The organism is Actinoplanes sp. TBRC 11911, from assembly GCF_012933445.1.
GTDB lineage: Bacteria > Actinomycetota > Actinomycetes > Mycobacteriales > Micromonosporaceae > Actinoplanes.
The window spans coordinates 48,493-69,106 of the sequence record NZ_JABBNC010000027.1 but is presented as its reverse complement, the minus strand read 5'-3'; the positions used below and the strand labels follow the sequence as shown (position 1 = coordinate 69,106).

The window sequence follows — 20,614 nt, the reverse complement described above, 5'->3', positions numbered from 1 at the left end:
GGATGGGGCGTCGCCGGTGATCGAGGTGTCGAACGGGGTCGCGGAGTTTTTGAAGTGGCTTACCGGGGAAGAGTTGCCGGGTACGGATCCGGATTTGCTGCGTGTGATTGCGGCGGCGCATGGTGATGCTGCTGATGGTGTCGACGAGGTCATTCCGATGTTGGTTGCGGGGATTAATCGGATTCGTGAGGGGGTGATGGGTGAGTCCGAGCGGGCCTTTGTCGACACGATGAAGGATTATGTGTCGGACGATGGGTTCCTTGCGGTTGCGTCGAAGTATGTGCGGCGTATGGGTAACGGGTTGGATGACACCGCGAATCAGGTGGAATACACGCAGATTATGGTGGTGCTGACCGTTATCGAGTTGATGGTCGAGTTGGCGGTGGCGCTGGCGATCGCCTGGTTTTATCCGGGGATCATGAGTGAGATCGCGGCGCGGCTGGTGATCGGCCGGTTCGTGATCGCGGAGTGGCTTGCCCAGTTGATCGTTGCGGTGGTCGCCAGTCAGGTCGTCGGTATCGGTTTGCAGGTGCTGATGGATGTGATCGCGCAGTTGAGCATCATGTCCGACACGCATGGCTGGAACGTCAACTTCACCCGGGAGGCGGCCGGGGTCGGGGCGTGGACCGGCATGGTCGGGTTGTTTCTGGGTGGGGCCGGCGGTGTGGTCGGTGGCTCGCTGGCCAAGGTTTTCACCGGTGCCGCATCCCGTTCCGGCGAGGCGGTGGTGGACAAGCTGGTCACGACGGCGGGTGGGGGTGCAGGTCACGCCGGTGGCGGACACAGTGTTGCTCGCACGCTGGGTCATGGTGTGGGGCATGTCGGCGAGGAAGGTGTGCACGAGACCGCGGGGGAGACCTCGTACAACGGGATGAAGCATCAGCAGATCACCGGGATCGGTGTAGCGATGACCGCGGTATCCGGTGGAGTCTCCGGGCTGGCGACCTTCACCGGAACGAGCATCGGTACCTCCCTCAACCACCTCACCCAGCCACACGACTCACCCACCAACAAACACGACGAGCACTCCTCGACAGACCAGCACTCGCCCACCAAGACAGACCACACACCCCCACCCCCATACGAAAAGCCACCGCCCTATGACGAGCCCGCCTCGTTCGGCGTTTCGCCTGGGCTGAACGCGCCGCCGCACTACGAGAGCCCGATACCGTCCAGATCCAGCATTGGACCCGGGCCTTCCGCACCAGCCGGTCCGGCCGGGGGCGAATCGGTCGACATCGGAGGACCGACCCCGGTCGGCGAATCGTCAACTACTGGTCTGGATTCTTTGTACTCGGGGACTGGCGCGACCACAGATAGGCCAGACGGTAACGCGTCGATCGGCACGTGGGCTGCGGGCAGCTCGACGGCCACTGAAACCCCGCCAGATACCTCGGCTTTCGGACCGGTCAGTCACGACCTCGGCAGAGCAGGGAACAGCGCCACCCTCGACGGTGGTGCGGCCATAAATGTCTCGGCCACGCCTACCGGGTCGGTTGGAGATGCTGGTCCGGTCACCAACCCAGCCACAACCGGGAACGGCGCATCGGCTACAACCGTCGGTATCGCCGCACAGGCTGGCCCGGCGACCAACACCGTTCCGGTCACGAACAGCGGCACGCCGGTAATCGTCACATCACCCGCGAACACCGATGCCGCGGCGGATGGACCGGCCGAAATTTCCATCGGCACGGTGCCTGAAGCGGCGGAGCCGGGATTGGTGGACGCCGCCTCCTCGGCACCTCAGATGGCGCGTTCGGGCCCCCCCGATGCACCGGTCGCGGGCCTTACGCGCACGGATATCCCCGCGGGGACACCCGCACCGGCAGCCACCACCACACCGATCAGCAACGTACCGGCACCGCCTGCGGATCCGTCGGTGGTTCCGGCAGCGACCGACCTCTCACCGGCCGTCGAGAGCCAGGGATCTTCCGCCGCCGCCATACGGGATGCGGCGTCCGCTGTCGATTCCACCGTGGTAGGGGCCGCTTTCAGTACCCATGTGTCGCCACGAGGTGTGTCCGCATTGCGGCAGGCGACCCTTCGAGTGCTCCGCGACCAGGCCGCCGCCGTTTCGATGGACCGGCTCGAGACGTGGGTTTCCGAGGTCGAGGTCAGTTCTAAGGATGCCGCGACGACCAGCCCAGTGGATTGCCTGCCGCGGGCGCTGGGGGCATTCACAGCACTGTACGGGCGGCTCGGGAACGGGAGCAGGGCGCTCGACGACAGCGTGACCGTTACGCCGACGGTCGCCGATCTAGAGATGGCGCTAGGTGGCGAGTTCTCGTCGGCGCACGATGTCGTGCCCAGCAGGGTGTTTGAATTTGTCGGGAGGAATCCGGGCGGGATGGTGCTGGTGCACACGCGCCGCCCGAACGGGACCAGCCATGTGTACGGGTTGGTGGGCGACGGCCGTACAGGCGAAGTCAAGCCGCGATGGGTGGACTCGCAGCACAGCGGGATGTTTCGTGACGTGGCCGGGCCGCGCGATGCGCGAGCGGCCGACCTGAGCGCGGTCGGAACGCAACTGCTGGCGTTCGACGGAGATGGCCGGCCTATTTCCTTGTCCGTCCTGAATGGGCGGCCTGCGAGCGTGCCCGATGCCACGGACCGCCGCGGTGACGGCCGAACGGTGGAGGCTCTGGTAGACCCGAGCCTCGTCGCCGGCTCGCCGCATGGCATCGATGATGCTCAGCTGTCCCCACCGCGTCAGCCGGGAGGACTCGATCCGAGAAGTGTGGCCCCGCCAAGCGCGCCGGCGCCGATCACCCTCGACCGTGGACGGATTCCGGGGGATTGGGCGATCTGGGAGACCCAGCTTCCGCACGAGTCCGTCATCACGTCGACGCGCCCGGCCGAGACGAGCGGGAAGACATGGTGGTCGGAAGTTGCAGCGCTCACGCCGAGGGTCGATCGGCTGTCCCGCTCCATGATGGCGCGGCTGCGACGGGTAACCGGCAATTCGTCGCGCTTCGTAGTACGGCTGGTGCGAAAGGTGGTCGGCAACTCGTCACGGTTTGTGATCCGGTTTGGCGCATACGCGACCGAGGTCGCGTCCGAGGCCGCGCGCCTCTCTCTGGATACGGGTTACTACCTGAAGAATAGGGCGACGCGCGATCGCAAAATCAATTTGCTGAGGGAGATGAAGTTTCATCCCGAGGAGACCCACATCGCAGAGCGGTCGAGCCGCTGGCGCGCCATCAAGTTCATTCTGATGCCTCACCCGGACGTGGTCTTCGATACTGACATTCAGCGACGCCCCGAGGAAGTCCCGAAGATCGAACTGCCGGCGCTGCGTCGTGTCACCGATTTGACGACACGACCGGTCCCGAGGGCTCGACGAAAGCTGCGCAAGCCAATGTTGCATCTGCGCTCGTCGGCGCATGACACAGACTCCGACGGACACATGATGCCGTTTGCCGCCGCGGGAGCACCCGGGCAGACGCGTGAACTCACGTCAACTTCGGTGGTGCGTGCGGAGTATCCCTGGCTACCCGCAGTCAATCCGGACCGATCGACGACGAACTGCGTGTTGGCGGCGATCGTTACAGATATGAATTTGCTGGATGGGGGAAGGTCCGTCTGGCAGGCGCCGGCGGCGGATAGTGCCCTGCCTGAGTCGGACGTCGTCGAGTATCAGCGCCAGCAACTCAATCTGGGTGATTCCGGCTCACGGATCTTCCGGGCTGGGCAGGAAGCCGTGACCGCGGTAATGCAAGACGCACCGGTTGGCTCGCGTGCCATCCTCCTTGTTCGGCCGGTACGAGCGACCACAGCGGGATCAGGCCAATTTTCGCATGCCTTTAATGTCGTGCATCATCGTACTGGCGTTTTGTTCCTCGATGGGCAGGCCGGAGAAGCTGCCAGAATACCTGACGAGGTTGCGGATCTGCTATTCCTTCCGCTAGACGATACGATCAGCGACCCGCTCGGCGGGATAGCCGTCATGCCGGGAGAACTCGACGAAAGGCGGGCGGCTGGCGGTGGTTTCGAAAGCGAGTTCCACAGGTATGAGCTAAGAGGTATTCCGGACGATTTTCCCTCCGGGGCTCCGGTCATTCGAAACCCTTTCTTCGACGTCGTGGTCGATAGGGGTTCGGGTTTCGCCAAGCTGGAATTGAAGACTTCAGTCGCTCAGCTTGTGCAGGGAGACAGCGGACGTGTACCCATACCGGCCATGTTGCAGGCCGTATTCGAATTCAGCGATCAGCTGAAGCGGTTGTCCACGGGACAGAGCAGAACCCTTGGGCAGCTTTTCGGCGACAAATTTCTGGTAGCACCGGCTGCCCGCGACTTCAATGTTCTGGATAGGGGCTCCGGATACGTGCAAATGCATTTTACTATGGGAATACCGATGGGTCGGGGTGGTATCCGAAGGTATATGCAGGCGGTGCAGCAGCTGACCTATTGGGCGACCGCCCGAAATAATCTCCATGATGGGCTCTCATTCGCGGCGGATGAGATACATCGATTCCGTGATGCAACGCGTGACGCAACTGTCGATGAGGCCGAGTATGTCGGAGATTACCTGGCGCTCGCGTACGTCCAATTCACCGGAGTGGTCAAGAGGTCTTCCGGCGCGTCTGGGAAAGATGATGCTGGCCTCATTTCTCGTGTTGCTCCTCACCGGCTAAGGAAGGCGCTTCCTGAGCCAGTCGGTCGATACCTGAACCAGAATGCAGAGGCGATCATCCAGCGCCTCACCCAGGCATATTCGGTTCGATACCCTCTGTTCCATGAGTCGATGCTCGGCAAGAAACTCTTCCACTCTACCGAATACAATGTAAGGGATTACCTGGACAGTATCTTCCTTATCGGTGGACCCCCGATCAGCCAGGCTGATGCGTTGAACGTGCACACCGAGCTCTTGTTCGACGATAACAGCGGGAACGCCGACCCTAAGTTGATACCGCTAGAGGCCCGCGCAGCCGGTTCCAACCCTAGAGGCAGCACCATGACCCAGGGTGCCGAACTCTTTGTTCAACTTGGATGGCTGGCCGCTGGCATCTATGAGGAAGACCGGCAAAGCCGGGGACTCCCATCGCACGCTCTCTCTGCCGAACACTTCGAGGTGCCAAGCAACGATCATGTGGCCACTCCACGAAGCCCGGTCTATCGATCAGCCGACTTCGACTTCCAATTTTTGATTCCTCCTGGACCGGCCACCCCCAAAATGCGCTTCAACGAAGTCCTGGCGCGATTCGATCTGTCCGATAAAAACGAGATTGACGGTGGCCAGAACAGCTCACTGGATTCTCTCGCGCAGATGATCACACGGACAGCTATAGAAACAAAGCTCGCCATTGAAGGCGACGAGCCTCAATATGACGGGGCGCTGCTGGTTGTGAATATCGAGGGGGGTGGCAACGGCAGAAGATTTTGGTGGGGCGGAGCGATGGAAAGCGGTTTTTCGCGGGCCGAGACGACATCAGCTGCGCTCATACCACTTTTGCAGCCGCTATTTGAACAGGTCGAATTGGACATGGCCGACATCGCAATTAGTCTCGTCTCTAGGGGCGCAGGCGAGTCGTCCGCCCCAGGGTCACCGTCAACTGCGACCGCTGAAGCGAGACGTCAGGTGTTCGTGTGGCTGGAACGAGGCGGATGGCGGCCTCGCCGCTCTGGTGGCTCCGCGACCGCTGATACCTACCGCGCCGCAGGTTCGGTGGGCACTGAGAGGCCATTTGATTCGCTCATGGCCGGAACGCGCTCCGCGTCCTCGCCGACGATGTCCGACCAACTGGCGTTGGCATCGGTGACCGGACTGCCGCCGCGGATCCTTGCCAGGCGAGCCACTGAACCCCCGGCCCAGCTGCGGGCACCGGCCGCTGACGGGGATGCGAGGTCGCTCCCTGACCATGTCGGCGAGCGGGCGTATCTCGCCCGACGGGTCTGGCAGTTCCTCCAGGACGACGGTTCGGGGGTGGCCTCCGAGGTAGTCGATCGCCACCTCGACGCGTCCATCGCCTCCGCGGCGGCAGGATTCGCAGGTTTTGACGTGCCAGAGGAAACGGTCCGCGCCATCGGACTCGCGGTGAGGCTGCGGGCCGGCGCGACGACAGAGCTGCTCCGCAGCGGGGAGAGGACCTTCCGAAGGGCCCGTGCCGGTCGCGAGATGGACCCTGAGGCCAGCACCGAGGAAGACGAGCGTCTCGAACCCCTGGCCCCGGTCCAGCAGAACCGGTCGATGCCGGAACCGTCGGCGACCAGGGAACCTCTGGCCATGCGCGGGCGCTCGCTGCCGAATCCGCCGGCGCTGGACGTGCCGCCCCCACCCGTGTCCGTCTACCACTCCACCGACGCGGGTGTACGTGTCGACGTAGTCGTGGTGGACGTGCTGCAAGCGCGGCCCGCGGAGGTCGAGACGATGCTGAACGACCTTGTCTCCAATCCGCAGCGCATCCGAGGCTTTGTGGTGCTGACCGGCACCAACCAGATCCGAGCGACTGAAGAGATCTACATCGAGCTCGCCATGGACCGGGGCCTGTGGTTCGTCCAGCCGGCCGCACCGGACGGCCAGACGGTCGCTGCCCACCGATATAGGCCGAACGAGCTGAACTCGCCGACCGGCTGGCTGGTCATCAGCGAGATAGGGCGTTTTTCGTTCATCGAGCCCACGATTGCGGGGGCGCCCCTCGACCAGTCGAATGCGGTGTCGCTGTTCAATGACACCACGGAACGATTCCAGCAGGAGAGCCGCGACCAGCAACTGAACCCACCGCGTAATTTCGGGGTAGAGGCGTTCTGGGCCGTGGGACCTGACCGGCCGGGTCGGCTGACCGAGGAACCACAGGATTTCCGTGAAGTGGAGCCGGTGCCCCGGCCGGCTAGCCAGCGCCCGCGGCCGTTGCCGCGCCCGCCCGCGCTACCCGCGCCCAACGGGTGGCCGATCGACACCCGGGACTACGTCGAGCCGCCGGAAGCCGACGGGCTCGCTGGCGCGCGGCAGCGGGCGACCGTCGGCGTGCGCACGCACTACTCGGTGGATCCGGTCGGGAACGTGCTTCGCCGGTCCGGGTTCGACGTACGCCGCTTCCAGCTCAGCGGCCAATGGTTCTCTGAACTGAGCACAAAGGTCTCCATCGCCGACCCTCGGGGGCTTAGCGACGACACCGGCGATCGCGTGTTCTCGGCGTTGCAGGCCGCTGCTCGACGCTTGAACACCGCGGTGAACCGGCTCCCGGACGACGGTGACCTGCTGCGCTTTCGCGTCGAGCGGGTGGAGCCAGGTGCCGGCGAACACCTTCCGGTCACGGTGGTACCGCGTACCGAGCGGATGGATCAGCTCCATTGGTGGATCGACGCTCCACCGGAGGCATACGGACATGAGTTGTTGCACACCGTCGGCCTGCCGGACGACCCGATCACCGGGAATGTGCTCGGCGCTCCTGACCCGACCAGGCTGGTTGACGCCATCTTGCAGCCACGCCAGCGGTACGTGCTGTCGCGCCTCATTCGCGAGGTCGATGATCAGGGTGGGTACAGCGGGGTCGACCAGTTGCCGCCGATCCGCGAGCTGCCCGGGGACCTGAGCGCGATCCGGACCCTTGGGGATCTGTGGGCGGCGCTCATGCCGATCACCGGCCCGGACGAGATCGTGACCGGCGACGATACGGTGCTCGACCCGATGTCGTGCGTGGTATTGCTGCGCGCGGCTTTCGCGGCACTGCATCCCGACCGAATCGCCCCGGTCGTGGCGGCTGCCCGAACGGTCGACGATGCCGTTCTCAACGGACGTCAGACGAGCGCGCTTCTCGGTGGCGCACACGGGAAGCGATTCTTTTCATGGACCGATGTGGACGCGCGCCTGGTGGCGGCAGCGCGAACCACCGGGCGAAGCACGGCGCTGATCCTGCTCGAGCGAGGCGACGGAGTCGGGCACGCGATCATGGCACACCTGCTGCCGAACAGGCAGATCGCATATTTGGACTTGCAGCGGTCTCCTGGCCGGCGGTTGATGACCGCGGCCCGTCCTGATTTGAGCACGGCGCGGGCGTCGGTGGTGATCGTGGACGGGAATGGCCACGAGGTGCCCCAAGCGCCCGCACGGTCGCTTGACGTGGACGCGGTACTCGACCCGGCGCGCGACCACCGTTACGGCGCTATCGGGGTCGAGGGCGAGACCCGTGCCTATCTGAACCTGGATCCAAACAACATCCCTTTGGTGGATCGGGTCGTCGCCACCTCACGGCTGATCGACATCCACATGGACGAGTCAAGGGGCCGCGTGGTCATCGAGCTCGTCCCGAAGCCGTACAACCTGCTTGATGGGGAGACCGAGTTCGCCGATCGTGATGAGGTTGTCGGAGCCCTCCGCACGGAGCTTGCCGAGCTGGAACGGGTGCCCGTGGGTGAGCGAAGCCGCCGGCGCCGGATCGACGGGCTTTACAGCGCGGAGCGTGGCTTCACGCTCAGTGGCGATTTCGACGAGTTCCTGATTATGGGCCCGCACGATCCGTACCGGCTTTTCATGCAGTACACGGTGGATGTGCCGATCGGCGGTCTGTATGCGCTCATGGAGTTCGCAGAGAAGAATGCGACACCGGGAGTGGATACTGCGATCGACCTGTCCCGCCAGGCGAGATCGTTCGCCGATCGCATCGCGCGCCGGTTTGCCGGATTGAACGCCTCCGAGTCGGCGGTTCTGGAGGGCGACCTCGATGCGATGTCACTGCGTGGCTTCCTCGCGACGGTCTATGCGCACGTGGTGGCAGTGTCCAGGTGGCGCGCGACTGGGCGGGGTCTGCTCAAGAACAACCTGCTCACCGCTTCGCGGGTGTCTCTGGCGCACATGCGCACCGCGTTGTCGGAGAAAGGGCGCTCCTGGCTGGAGTTGAACGCCGGTGAGATTCGCATACTGCTCGCGGACCATGCTCGTGCGAGCGATCCAGAGATACAGCAATGGATCACCAACAGCGGCATCCGCGACGTCCTGGCCGCGTCGGCACCGTATGAGATCGGCGGGGAGTTCACCGCGGGTCAGTATCTTGACAACGCGCTGCTGCCGTGGGGACCGCGAAACCCGACCATCGACCAGTCCAGCCTGGGTATCCGGACGACTCTGAAGGTTCGTACGCCCGCCGGAGGATTGCCCGTTGCCGCCCATGAACTACGTGCCTTCGGCGAACAACACGTCACTACCGACGAAGCGGTCACGAACCTCTGGATGATCGACCGAGCGGCGCTCCAGATAGACCGCGGCATGCGGAACATGCGTGAGCGTGACTATCGAATCGACTTCGGCAAGGGTCAGACCGAGGTTGATCAACAGCAGCGGCACCATGTGGCGAGGCTCGTGTACCAGATCGTGCGTGATGCGGTCCGGGACGGCAAGGCCCGCCGCAGCGAACGCCAGCGCGTCGTAGTGGAGGGGGGCGGCAACAACGCTAGCTCCGAGACGAGCGGGCTCCGTACTCGCGCGATCGCGAACGAGGCGCGCTCAGCGGCGGCGGACCTGTTGCGACGGTACCGACTCGATCCCCGCCTCCTGACGATCGAGGAGCACGATCGCGGCTCCGGTCTGTCGCGGGCGCCGGGCGCACGTAGCACCAGCTTCCTGGCTTCCCTGATCGACCGGGACGAGCGGCGCGCGGTCCGGATCTGGACCGAGCCGCTGCCGGTGGCCCCGCAGCTTCCAGCCGGTGAGTGGCCGGTCGACAACTACAGCTACAGAGATACGTTCCAGGATCCCGCCTTTGCTGAGGCTCGTGAGCGAGAAGGCGTGACGATCGGCCATCGGTGGCGGATGTTCACGGATCCGACCGGGCGTCTGCAACGGTCCGGGTTCGACGTGCGTCGGTTCCGGATCGGGCAGCAGTGGTACACCGAGCTCACCCAGAGAATGTCCATCGTGGATCCTCGCGGTCTGACCGAGGACGGTGGCGCGCGAGTCTTCTCGGCGCTGCGGGCCGGCACCGATCTACTCAACGCCAACGAGCGTAATCAATTGCCGATGGAAGATGGGACCAGTGACCGATTGCTGTTCCGGGTGGAGCGCGTACCAGCCGGTACGAACGAGCACCTCCCGGTTACCTTGGTGCCGCGATCGGAGGCGATGACACAGGACCGGTGGTGGCCCGATGCACCTCCGGAAGCCTACGCACACGAACACCTGCACGCCGATGGCCTCCCGGAGGACCCGGTGTCCGGCAATGTGATGGGCCCGCCGCGCGCGGACCGCCACGGCAACTTGATCGGTGACAAGTCTGACATGGCCCTTGGACTGCTGCGGCCGAGGCAATTGTCGGTTTTGTCCCGTATGATCGGCCCGGTGCAGGACGGGGGCTACATAGGTGATGATCCGATCAGTGCCCCGCGGCCGGTAGACCTGACCCGAGGCAGGACGGCTGCCGATGTGGACGTGGCGGCCGAGCGGGAACCGATCTCACCTGGGGGGTCCAGCCCGGACGCGGTCATCACAGCGCCGCCGCGAAGCTCGTTGATCGCGACGAACCCCACGCCGGCTTCGGCCGAGGAACCAGGTGCAGCTTCACAGATCGAGAGGGGAGGAGCGGCTCGCGGTCGTATTGGTGGACCGGGCGTAAAAGCCTCGATGTGGCGGGGCACAGCCGGCGGCCAACGCACACCTTCATCGCGTGGTGGGCTGCGGGGTGGCGCAAACTTGCACGGCCCGGGAGAGGCCAGGTGGCGTGGTGTGACGCCACGTGACGGCAGATCGGGGCAGCTCCTCACGAGCGACGGGTCGTCGGGCACGGTGGATCCTCCTATGGCGCAGATCAGGTCGGCGACTCAACTGAGAAGCGTGGTGGCAGAGAATCCCCCGGCTGTCGGACAGGATCCATCGCTAGCCCAATGTGAACCATTGGTGAATTGGGTCATGCGTAAGTTGCACCCCGGAGGGGTTTGGCCGCTGGATCGGCGGCCGTCCGATGGCACGGTGATGAAGCTAGATGATCTGCCCGGTGCGCAGGGTCGCCTGGTGGCCGGACGCGGTTGGGCGGAGGTCAGAGACCTTGCGACCCTCCAGATCTTTGTCAGCAACAGCCCCGGTGCGACTGCCGTGATGATGATGGGTGTCGGCCAGGACAGCACCGACATCGCACACGTGCTGGCGCTGGAGATGACCAGCGATGGCCTGCGCTGGGTGGATGCGCACCGACAGTCACCGGTCGGCAGGGTTTTCGCGGCGGCGAGAGCTGTTTGGCCTGTCAGCACGCCGAAGACCACGTGGGCTCTGGTAGTCGACGCGGGTAGCCGGGTGATCGAGCCCGCTCTGTGGTCGGTGGCTGTTACCACCACTGAGGCATCACCCGGCGTTCAGCAAAAAGACAACTTCGGAGACTATGACGCATGGGTGGCCACCGGGCTGGCCCGGTTGAAGCCCTGGACCGGGGCCACGGATTGTGTGGTTCGAGTGGACTCCGTGCTGACCGGGTTGGGGGTACCGCGACTGCGATCAGCCGATACCGGCAGCTTGGCGACCACGGGTGAGATCGCCGCTCGACTGGGTGGGGTCTTCAAGCCGGCTTCGTCAGAGGCGTTGATGGATCTGCCGCCCGGCACGGTCACGGTGGTATGGACGCAGCATCCCGACGATCCTCAGCATGTGGTGCTGGCTCACCGACCGTCAGGCGGCGCTGGACGGCTGACTCTGGTCGAGACGCAAGCTAGTGCTGATCGGCGGGTCAGCGTGGTGGACCCGGAAAATTTGCCCCGGGCGTTTCAGGGACTACTGCGGCTGCCCATCAACGATCATGGACAGCTCCTGTGGGTACAACAAAATGGCGGCGCCGGATCGTCACCGGTAAGGGCGAATGACGCCAGCTCCGCCGCCGCCCTTCTGGACCCGTCCAGGAGTGTCCGGCCTGGTATGCAGTCCTATGGTGGTTATGGACACCCCGACAACGAGGGGCAGTCGTCGTCCCAAGGCCAGGGCCAGCCGTATTACCAGGGCCAGCCGTATTACCAGAGTCAGCCGTACTATCAGCAGCCGTATTATCAAGGCCAAGGCCAGCCGTCCTATCAGGGCCAGTATCTGCAGGAAGAACGCCCGACGCGGTTGCAAAGTTTGCGCATCGCGGCGTTCGCGATGATAAATAAGATACTTTGGCGCGGTTCAATAGAACCCGATCCGAATAACGGCTGGAGGGAGATGTCAACGACCTCTCAAGGTCGCACGAATGATTTTGTCCGCTGGATCCAGGATGACACCGGAGCCATCTCCGAGCCAGCAGAAAATGGCGTCATGAACTGCTGGCAGTTCATCTTTCTTGCTTCCTATCGGGCTGGATTGGTTACGAAGCGTGAGTTGCAGCGCATACACAACAGAGCCGCCCAAGCGGCGTCCGAGGAGTTCGCTACTGACGGCGGCAAACTTATTGAAATCGCCGGCTTCACGGACGAGGTGGTGGTCCCGCACCTGAAGATGGCGGCCGGTCATTCAGCGTATTACTCGTCGTTGCTTCGCGCGTTGTACCGAGGGCCGCTGTCTCGATATGAGTTCGGTTCGGAGTCGACCGGTGTCAGTCGGACCGATATCCCATTCGGGAACGTTGTGTTTTTTGACGGTCCTAGCCACGTCGCCCTGAGTTATGGTATGCGTGATGCCCAAGGACGCCACCTTGTCATGAGTCTTTGGATTTATCCGCACGGCAGCTATCCCGGACCTACCGAGCAGGACAAGTTCGGATGGCTGGAAGTGACGACGGTGGAGGAATTGATGCAATCCGGGCTGTTCAGCGTCGTCAAGTATGGGGAATTGGCGTGGGCGTGAGCGGGCACGGCGTCGTGCTGGAGCGGACCGACGAGGTGCCCGCGTCACCCGGGCAGGTGGTCTTAAGCGTGGGCTGGGGCGACGGTCCAGAACAAGTCCCCGAGCGACTCGTCGCGATGCCGTCTTTCGGTGCCGGCGGCACCCGTCGGTTGCGACCGGTGTTTGCGCTACGAGCCGAACCCGGTGAGGGAATGCTGGTCCTCGCTGATACCCAGGCCGGTCAGGGAACCCGGCGATTCCTTCGTCAACACGACGGTCGGTCCACCTGGCTGGATCTCTCGCCAGACCTCGACGAGATCGTAGGCTGGCGGGTGGTGGACTTCCTGCCCGACGGGCAGGGTGGCCTTTTCCTGCTGGAGCTCCTCGAGCACGGCGGCGGACAGTGGATGAACCGAGTCCGGCACGTGGACGGCGCCGGTGACATGATCTGGTCGACAACCGGCCCATTCGACGTGCAAGCCACAGATCTCACCCACCTGCGCGGCGTTATTACTCGGCTTCAAAAACCTGCTGGCGGCCCGTTGTGGGTCGTCCCCCGAGCCACATCAGCGGGACTGCTCGCCCTGGACCCCGACACGGGGTGGAACTTGGCGATCCCACGTCTGGACGCCGACATCGCCAACCTGATTATCACCGACCGGGACCAGGTGCTCTACGCACGGATGATCGAGGCCGACGGCGAACGCACCATGATGTTGGCCGAGACGAATCTCGGTACTGGCGAGACTTCATTCGCCCCATACCCCGGGGAACCGCTGCTGGACCTGGTCGGCAACGACGATTCCGGCCGGACGTACGCCCGCGTCGACGACGGTGTCATCAGGCTTGACCCACGCTGGCGAGTCCGGCTTCACGGCGCCGTACACGATCCGAGCACCGGGATGTCCACCGTCGCCTACGGGACCACCGAGCCCAACCGGCTTCTCATCACCGAACATCAGCGCGGAGGCTCTCCCGGCCCGTCATGGTCCTTGAGGTTGGGCCAACTCGGCGGCGCATCCGCCACCCTCATCGGCGTCGAGCACGGACCCCGCTTCGTCTTGCACGTGGGTGGCTCCGCCCGTCTCGCAGGGAGCCTCGTTACTGTGGACAACAGGGGAATCAGCCGCACCAGCGACAGAGTCGCCGACGATCTCGTGGCACGAGAACACCGTCTCGACCTTACTCAGACGGTCATCACCCCGGAAGGCGCTGTCCTGGCGCCGCTCAGCAGCCCACACGGCTTTCACGTGCTTCGCATCCAGCCGAGCGGGCCATTGCACAACACGGCATCCGGACCCTGAGCGGATATCACTCCACCCCGGTGGAGCGGGCGGGAACAGTAGCCGAGCGGGAGAGAAGTTCGATGGTCCAGGTAGTAGAAGTCCAGCACCGGATGGAAGCCTTTCACCGGCTGTTGTTGCGGATGGCGGGTCGCCTCTCGGACGAGCTGATCGCCGAAGCGCGGCGCTGGCTTGCCGCCGAGGAGTTCGTGCTGATCACTCAGGCGCTCGCGTTCGCCGTCAACGCGGCGCGAGTCACCCTGACCGAGACGGAGTTGGCGTTGCTGATGGAAACCGTCACCGACGCCGGTGCGGACATCGAGCTGCTGGCTGGTATCGAGCAATCTGAGGCGGACCAGCCGCCGTTCTACGGATTCGCACCGGTCAGCCCTGAAGTGCTCGAACGGCACCGCGACGAGGTGCCGTACAGCCTCGACCTGACCATTCCGTACTACGGGCCCGGAGCGAGCGATGACGTTGACGCCGAGGTGGCTTCGGCGGTCGAGGGGCTCGCGGTCGCGGGGGCTGGGCCTGTCGCGTTGTGGCGCGCCTGGCGCTTCCCAGGCATCGACACGCCATGGCCTCGGCCCCGCCGGATCTACCTGCTCCAAGCCGAGGACGAGCTGTCGCCGCCCGAGCTCGCCGTCAGGCTGCAGGACGCCCTCGAACTGGCTGGGGAGATCGACCCTCAGGTCGAAGCCTTCGCAAACCCGGATGACCTGCCAACCTACCAGCGCATCGCACTCGCCTTTTCGGCTCTGCTATGGACTGCGGCCCCTCCGGCGCCAGTAGTGCTCACACGCGTGTTCGACACCTTCACCGAGGAGGGAGGGCCGGGGTTCCATCCGGCGCATCCCCTCCTCGTCGAGATCGAGCGGGAGAAGGTGGCGAGCTACCTCGAGGACGGTGCTCGGCTACTGGCCACATCGGAACTCGACCCGGACGTACTGGACCCGGGGCGTGGTCCAGTGGTGCCGGTCACTTTCCGCACCGACGGCCGATGCATTTGGACCGACGCTGCCGGCTACTACCTCCGTGAATACGGGCTGGCCCCAGACCCGGATCTGCTGGACGAAATCCGTGCCAACGACTATCGGCCCCCGCCGGTCGACGCGGTGGCGCGGCACCGGGCATTGAATGTTCTCTACGGGCCGGGCCCTGAGCAGCCCCCAGCCGGCAGTGATGGTGAGCAGTCGTGAGGTTTCTAAGCGTCGAGGAGGGTGGGATCGTTCCGGTGCCGGGTGAACGCCCGGACGTCGTCTGGCTGCCGTCGGCTCGCACAGTAGGCGTTCCGCGGCCCGCGACCGCGGCCCCCTCAGACAAGGATGTGCCCGGCCGACGCACAGCCGTGGGCTGGTCTTTCCTGGACGAGCCCGGGATCGACGATGGCCCGCTACTCGCCGGGTTCGTCGTCGAAGTCCGCGTGGAAGCCAGCGTCTTCCGAGTCGGTGCTCAGCTTCTCGCGCCCGGCTCACTCGCTCGGATGATCGCGGCGGTGCGTTCCCCGATCCCGCAGCCCATAGTGGTTTTGACCGGCGGCTCAGTCGTGAGCGAGGAAACTGCGGAACTGCTGTTCGGAGGTCTGGCCGACGCCCTGCGTACCCCGGTGTTCACCGCCGACGCGGAGGTACACAGCACCGTGACCGGTTTGCTCCGCACCATGGGCGCCTTCCACCAGTGGAGCCCGCGACGAGGTGACACGCCGCGGGTACGTGTCGTGGGCGACGTGCTACCACCCGTTCCGGCCAGACCGTCGCGCCGGGCCGGTGCGATCGACGGGCGACCTGTCACGACAATGGTCGAACCGGTGGTGCTGGGCCCGCAGGTCGCCGTCCTACTCGCGCCGCAACGCTGGCTTGAGATGTCCGAGATTCCTGCCGTCGGCTGGCCCGCGCTACCCCGTCGACGTAAGGCCCAACCGGAGGCGTTCCCGACCACGGCGATGATCCTGTCGGACGACACCGGCGTGATCGCAATGCCACAACGCGCCACCGCAAACGTACCGCAAGCCAGACCCGCGGTCGGAGTGGTGCGGGTCAGCGGGGACGCCCGCGCGGGTACCCCTACCGGGGTGATCTACGGAACTGCCGAGACCAGTCCCGACCCGCACGCGGAACCGCCGGCCGACGGGGTGTTCGGACGAACGCGGGTACCGCTTCTGCCGCCGTCGAACGTCGTCGCGCTGCCGGCGCTTCGAAAGCCGAAAGGCGACGAGGATCCAAGTCCGGTGCCGGCCGCGGATCCGATGCCGGCAAGCCTGATGGTCCCCGCACCCACCGTCGTGTCGGTGACGGTGAAGCAGGCACCGGCCCCGCTTGCCGAGCCGACCCCCGTACAGGCGACCGGCCCTATCCCGCGGGTCGCACCCGCTCCCCTCCGAGCGGCCGAGCCCGCGCCGCCGGCCGAGTCCGTCTCAGCAGACCCGGAACCCGGCCCAACCCCGGCGCCGATCGGCGTTTCCGTGACCCCGCTCCCGCCGACCGGTTCACCGCGCTGGCTCACGGAAGCCGACATCGACCAGGCGGTCATCGACCGTACGGCGCTGCGGCTGGCGTTGGAAGGCAGATATGACGCCCACGCCCGAGTCGTTTCGCGGACGCTGGCTGAGTCGCCCGGGCTACGGGCTTCAATCGGTGCTTTCGCGGACCTGGCCACGGGACTGGTCGGCGTGCGGGCATATCACGCGGAAGAGCGTGACGTGGTGAATCAGGCTTTGCGTGGCGCCGGTTCGGCCGATGATGCGGAGCGTGTCCTGGTGTTGGCCCGGTGCGCCGCGTACGGCCTCCGCCGGCTGCCGGTGGTGCTCGGCCCGGTCTTCCGGGCCGGTCCGGCCGACGTGGAGCTGATCCGCGGCTACCGGCCGGGCGACGTACTCACTGAGCCCGCATTTATCGACGTCGACTTGGCTGCGGGACCTGTGGCGCCCGGGGTGGAATATGCCGTCTGGTCGGTCAGCGCGCACCGGCTCGACGGTCTCGGCAGCGGTGCCGCGGGCACCGCGATTTTCGAGCCGGGCAGCCGCTTCAAGGTGCTTGCGGTCGATGACCGGACGAGCTCAGAAGAACCGGTGCGGGTGCTGTTGCAGGACCTAACCGGACGTGCGAGCAGCTCCGAACGGATTCTCGCGCGGCTACGCGCGGTATCTCGAACCGGCAAGGGCGGTGGGCGGCTGAGCTTCGCCCCCGGCCTGGACGACGCCGGCCGTCCTTTCCTGCCTCCGAAGGTGTATGAAACGTGAATAAGAGCATGGTGTCCGTGTCGCAGACGGATCCAACGAGCGTCCCCACCATCGCCGGCGCCATCGCCGGCGCGGCGGCCGGTGCCACCGTCGTCGTCCAGCCGGGCACGTACCGTGAGCAGTTGCGGCTGGTGCGGGACGTCTCGCTGATCGCTGAGGAGGGGCCGGGTACCGTCGTCATCGACGGCGGCGACGGTGTGGCCGTGTTCACCGCGGCGGGCACCGCGATCCTTCGCGGGCTGACCCTGCGCGGTGGGCGGGCTGACCTGCCCGCTGTCCAGGTCGGGCGTGGCGCCCTGCAGGCCCTGAACTGCCAGATCGTCGGCAACGGCATCGTCGCAGTGCACGCGGCGGGCGGCCGATTCGACATGCGTGATTGCCTGGTCAGCAACCCGATAGGGGCGGGATTCCTGATCGAGGACGACGCGCGGGGCACGGTCGCGGCGACCACCGTTCATGACGTGGGCAGCGCAGCGATCCTCATCTCCGGTGGTGCTGATCCGGTGTTCCGGCAGTGCACCATCACCGGCGTACGCGGGGCTGGTGTGCTTTCGACGCGGGGCGGGCTGGGCACCATCGACGAGTGTGATATCAGTGCGGTCGATGGTCCGGCGGTGGCGGTAGAGTCCGACGGCGGCGTGCGGGTGACGCGCACGACCATCCACGACACCAGCGGCGCGGGTGTCGTGATCACTGGAGGAAGCCCCAGCCTAGACGAGTGCGAGATCCGAGCCGTCGGTCTGCACGCGGTGATCCTGTCCGGAGACGCCAGCCCATCTCTGCGAGGTTTCCGTATCAACGGCGCGGCCGGTCATGGACTGATCGCGGTGGATCAGGCGACCGGGGAAATCGGTGATGCCGAGATCGACGGCACCGGCGCGGCGGCGGTGGCGGTCACCGGTTCGGCGGCGCCGCGGATCCAGGGCGGTCGAGTGACGGCCGGCGGGGACGGTTCGGCCGTGGTGTTCGAGCAGCAGGCGACAGGCACCATCAACGGCGCCGTCATCCAAGGTGGGCAGAATGCGGTTCTGGTGCGAGACTCGGCCCATCCGGTGTTCCACGAGGTCAAGATCGTCGGGGCCATCGAGTACGGTGTGCGGCTCTCCGATGCAGCTCGGCTCACGGTGCGCGGGGGACGGATCGACGGCGCAGGTCTTATCGCCGGTGCCGGCACCGATCTCACCATGGAGCAGACGACGGTGCGCGGCGGTGTGAACTCATTGGAGCTCGCCCGTGGCAGCCACGCCGCGGTCCTTCAGTCCGATCTTGGCAATGCCAGGGACGCCGGCGTCCTGGTTCAGCGCGAGGCCCGGCTGGACTTGCTCAGCACCCGCGTGCACGGCAACGGCGTGGGAATCCGATTCACGGCGGGATCACAGGGGCGGGTTGACGGTTCCGAGGTGATCGGGAACTCGGGCGAGGGCCTGCTCGTCGAGACGGTTGAGCCGGTCACGGTCCGCGCGACGAAGCTGACCGGGAATGGCGGTGCGCCCTATAGGCTGACCGTACCGGCAAATGGGTTTGAGATTGACGATCGCTCCGATGAGCGGCCCAAGCAGCCACCAGAACCCCCGGCCAAGCCGGTCGACAGGAACCTGGAGGCGCCGCCAGCCGCAGCGTCCTCGGCCGAGGACGAGGCCACCCCGCTGCTGGCCGAGCTGGAGAAACTGGTCGGGCTGGCCGGCGTCAAACACGAGGTGGCCACATTGGTCGGCCTGCATCGGGTCAGCCTGCGCCGGGCTGCCGCCGGACTGCCAGCCCCGCCGATGTCGCGGCACATGGTCTTCGCCGGGGCTCCGGGCACCGGCAAGACCACCGTGGCTCGCCTGTACGGCCGGATCCTCGCGGCCCTCGGCGTGCTCAAGACGGGTCAGATGGTCGAGGTCGCCCGCGCCGACCTCGTCGCGGAACACATCGGCGGTACCGCCGTAAAGACCACCGAGAAGTTCAACGAGGCGCTGGGCGGAGTGTTATTTCTCGACGAGGCGTACACACTGTCCTCAAGTGACGGCGGCACCGGCCCCGATTTCGGTCGGGAGGCCATCGACACCCTGGTCAAGCTCATGGAGGACCATCGCGACGAAATCGTGGTCATCGTCGCCGGATACTCCCAGCAGATGCGGTCCTTCCTGGACTCAAACCCCGGGCTGGCGTCGCGCTTCTCGAAGACGATCGAATTCGAGAGCTACGCGACCCACGAACTCGTCACGATCGTGGAACAGCTGTGCAGCACCCACCACTATTCGCTGGAGTACGACACACGCCTGGCTTTGGCCAAACTGTTCGACGGCATGGTGCGCGACGCCAACTTCGGTAACGCCCGCGTGGCCCGCAAAGTGTTCGAAGACATGATCGGCCGGCAGGCGTTCCGATTGTCGCAGGCCGGATCGTCGTCCGGAGTGGAGCTCGCTCAGCTGCTTGCGCAGGATCTCAGCGCCCCCGCGGGCGGCGGGGTAGGGGCGGGAAATGCCCGAACAGCCGAGCTGGACCAGTTGCTCGGCACGTTGCGCGGAATGATCGGGCTGAACGCGGTGAAGAAGGAGGTGTCCGACGTCATCGATCTGCTCGCGAACATCCGCGTCCGTGTCAGCGCCGGCCTGCCTGCACCCGCGATCTCCCGGCACCTCGTCTTCTCCGGACCACCGGGCACCGGCAAGACCACCGTGGCCCGTCTCTACGGCCAGTTGCTGACCGCGCTCGGCGTGCTGGCCGGGGGGCAACTGGTCGAGGTGGCTCGCGCCGATCTGGTCGGCGAGTACATCGGTCAGACCGCGCAGCGTACGCGTGAAGCTTTCGACCGGGCGCGCGGCGGAGTGCTCTTCATCGACGAGGCGTACTCCCTCGCACCACCGGACGCCCGGCAGGACTTCGGCAAAGAAGCGATCGACACTCTGGTCAAGCTCATGGAGGACCATCGTGACGAGGTGGTGGTCATCGCCGCCGGATACGAGGAAGAGATCGAGGAGTTCCTCGCCACCAACGCGGGTCTGGCCTCGCGGTTTTCGCGCCGGATCCACTTCGCCAATTACAGCGCTGACGAGCTGGTCGGCATCTTCCAGGGGCTGGCCTCGTCGAGTGGATACGAATGTCCCGGCGATACCCTGGTAGCTTTGCGTGAACGTTTCGAGAAGGTCCCGAAATCGCGGTCCTTCGGCAACGGACGGTATGCCCGTCAGGTACTCGAGGAGTCGATCACCAGGCAAGCGACAAGGCTCCGATCTTCGGTGTCCCCAACCGTCGATCAGTTGCGAACCTTGGTCGTCGAAGACGTTTTGCCGTGAGTCGTCATCTTCCCACCACCCGCATGCCGTCGGCGGCCATCATTTCGTCAACCTCACGCAGGAAAGCAAATTCGACTACGACCAATCTGCGACCCTGAAT

At 65.3% G+C, this 20,614-nt stretch carries 5 protein-coding genes; all 5 read left to right on the top strand.

The features are described from left to right. The first annotated feature begins 16 nt into the window (after positions 1-16). A complete protein-coding gene (locus HH310_RS29845; RefSeq protein WP_169179026.1) occupies positions 17-12,733 on the top strand; it encodes a hypothetical protein in 12,717 nt (4,238 codons plus the stop codon). After that, complete coding sequence (locus tag HH310_RS29840) at positions 12,724-14,016, top strand: hypothetical protein (protein WP_169179025.1); 1,293 nt, start codon at positions 12,724-12,726, stop codon at positions 14,014-14,016. The genes HH310_RS29845 and HH310_RS29840 overlap by 10 nt, the downstream gene beginning before the upstream one ends. Positions 14,017-14,078: 62 nt before the next feature. Further along, positions 14,079-15,194 (top strand): hypothetical protein, encoded by a 1,116-nt coding sequence (locus HH310_RS29835; RefSeq protein WP_169179024.1) that lies wholly within the window; start codon positions 14,079-14,081, stop codon positions 15,192-15,194. Continuing rightward, on the top strand, positions 15,191-17,233 hold the full coding sequence (locus HH310_RS29830; protein WP_169179023.1) for a hypothetical protein: 2,043 nt from the start codon (positions 15,191-15,193) through the stop codon (positions 17,231-17,233). Before HH310_RS29835 ends, HH310_RS29830 begins: the two co-directional genes overlap by 4 nt. Further along, positions 17,230-20,514 carry an AAA family ATPase gene (locus HH310_RS29825; protein WP_169179022.1) on the top strand — a complete coding sequence of 1,095 codons (3,285 nt, stop codon included), beginning with the start codon at positions 17,230-17,232 and terminating at the stop codon, positions 20,512-20,514. Before HH310_RS29830 ends, HH310_RS29825 begins: the two co-directional genes overlap by 4 nt. Positions 20,515-20,614 lie beyond the last annotated feature (100 nt).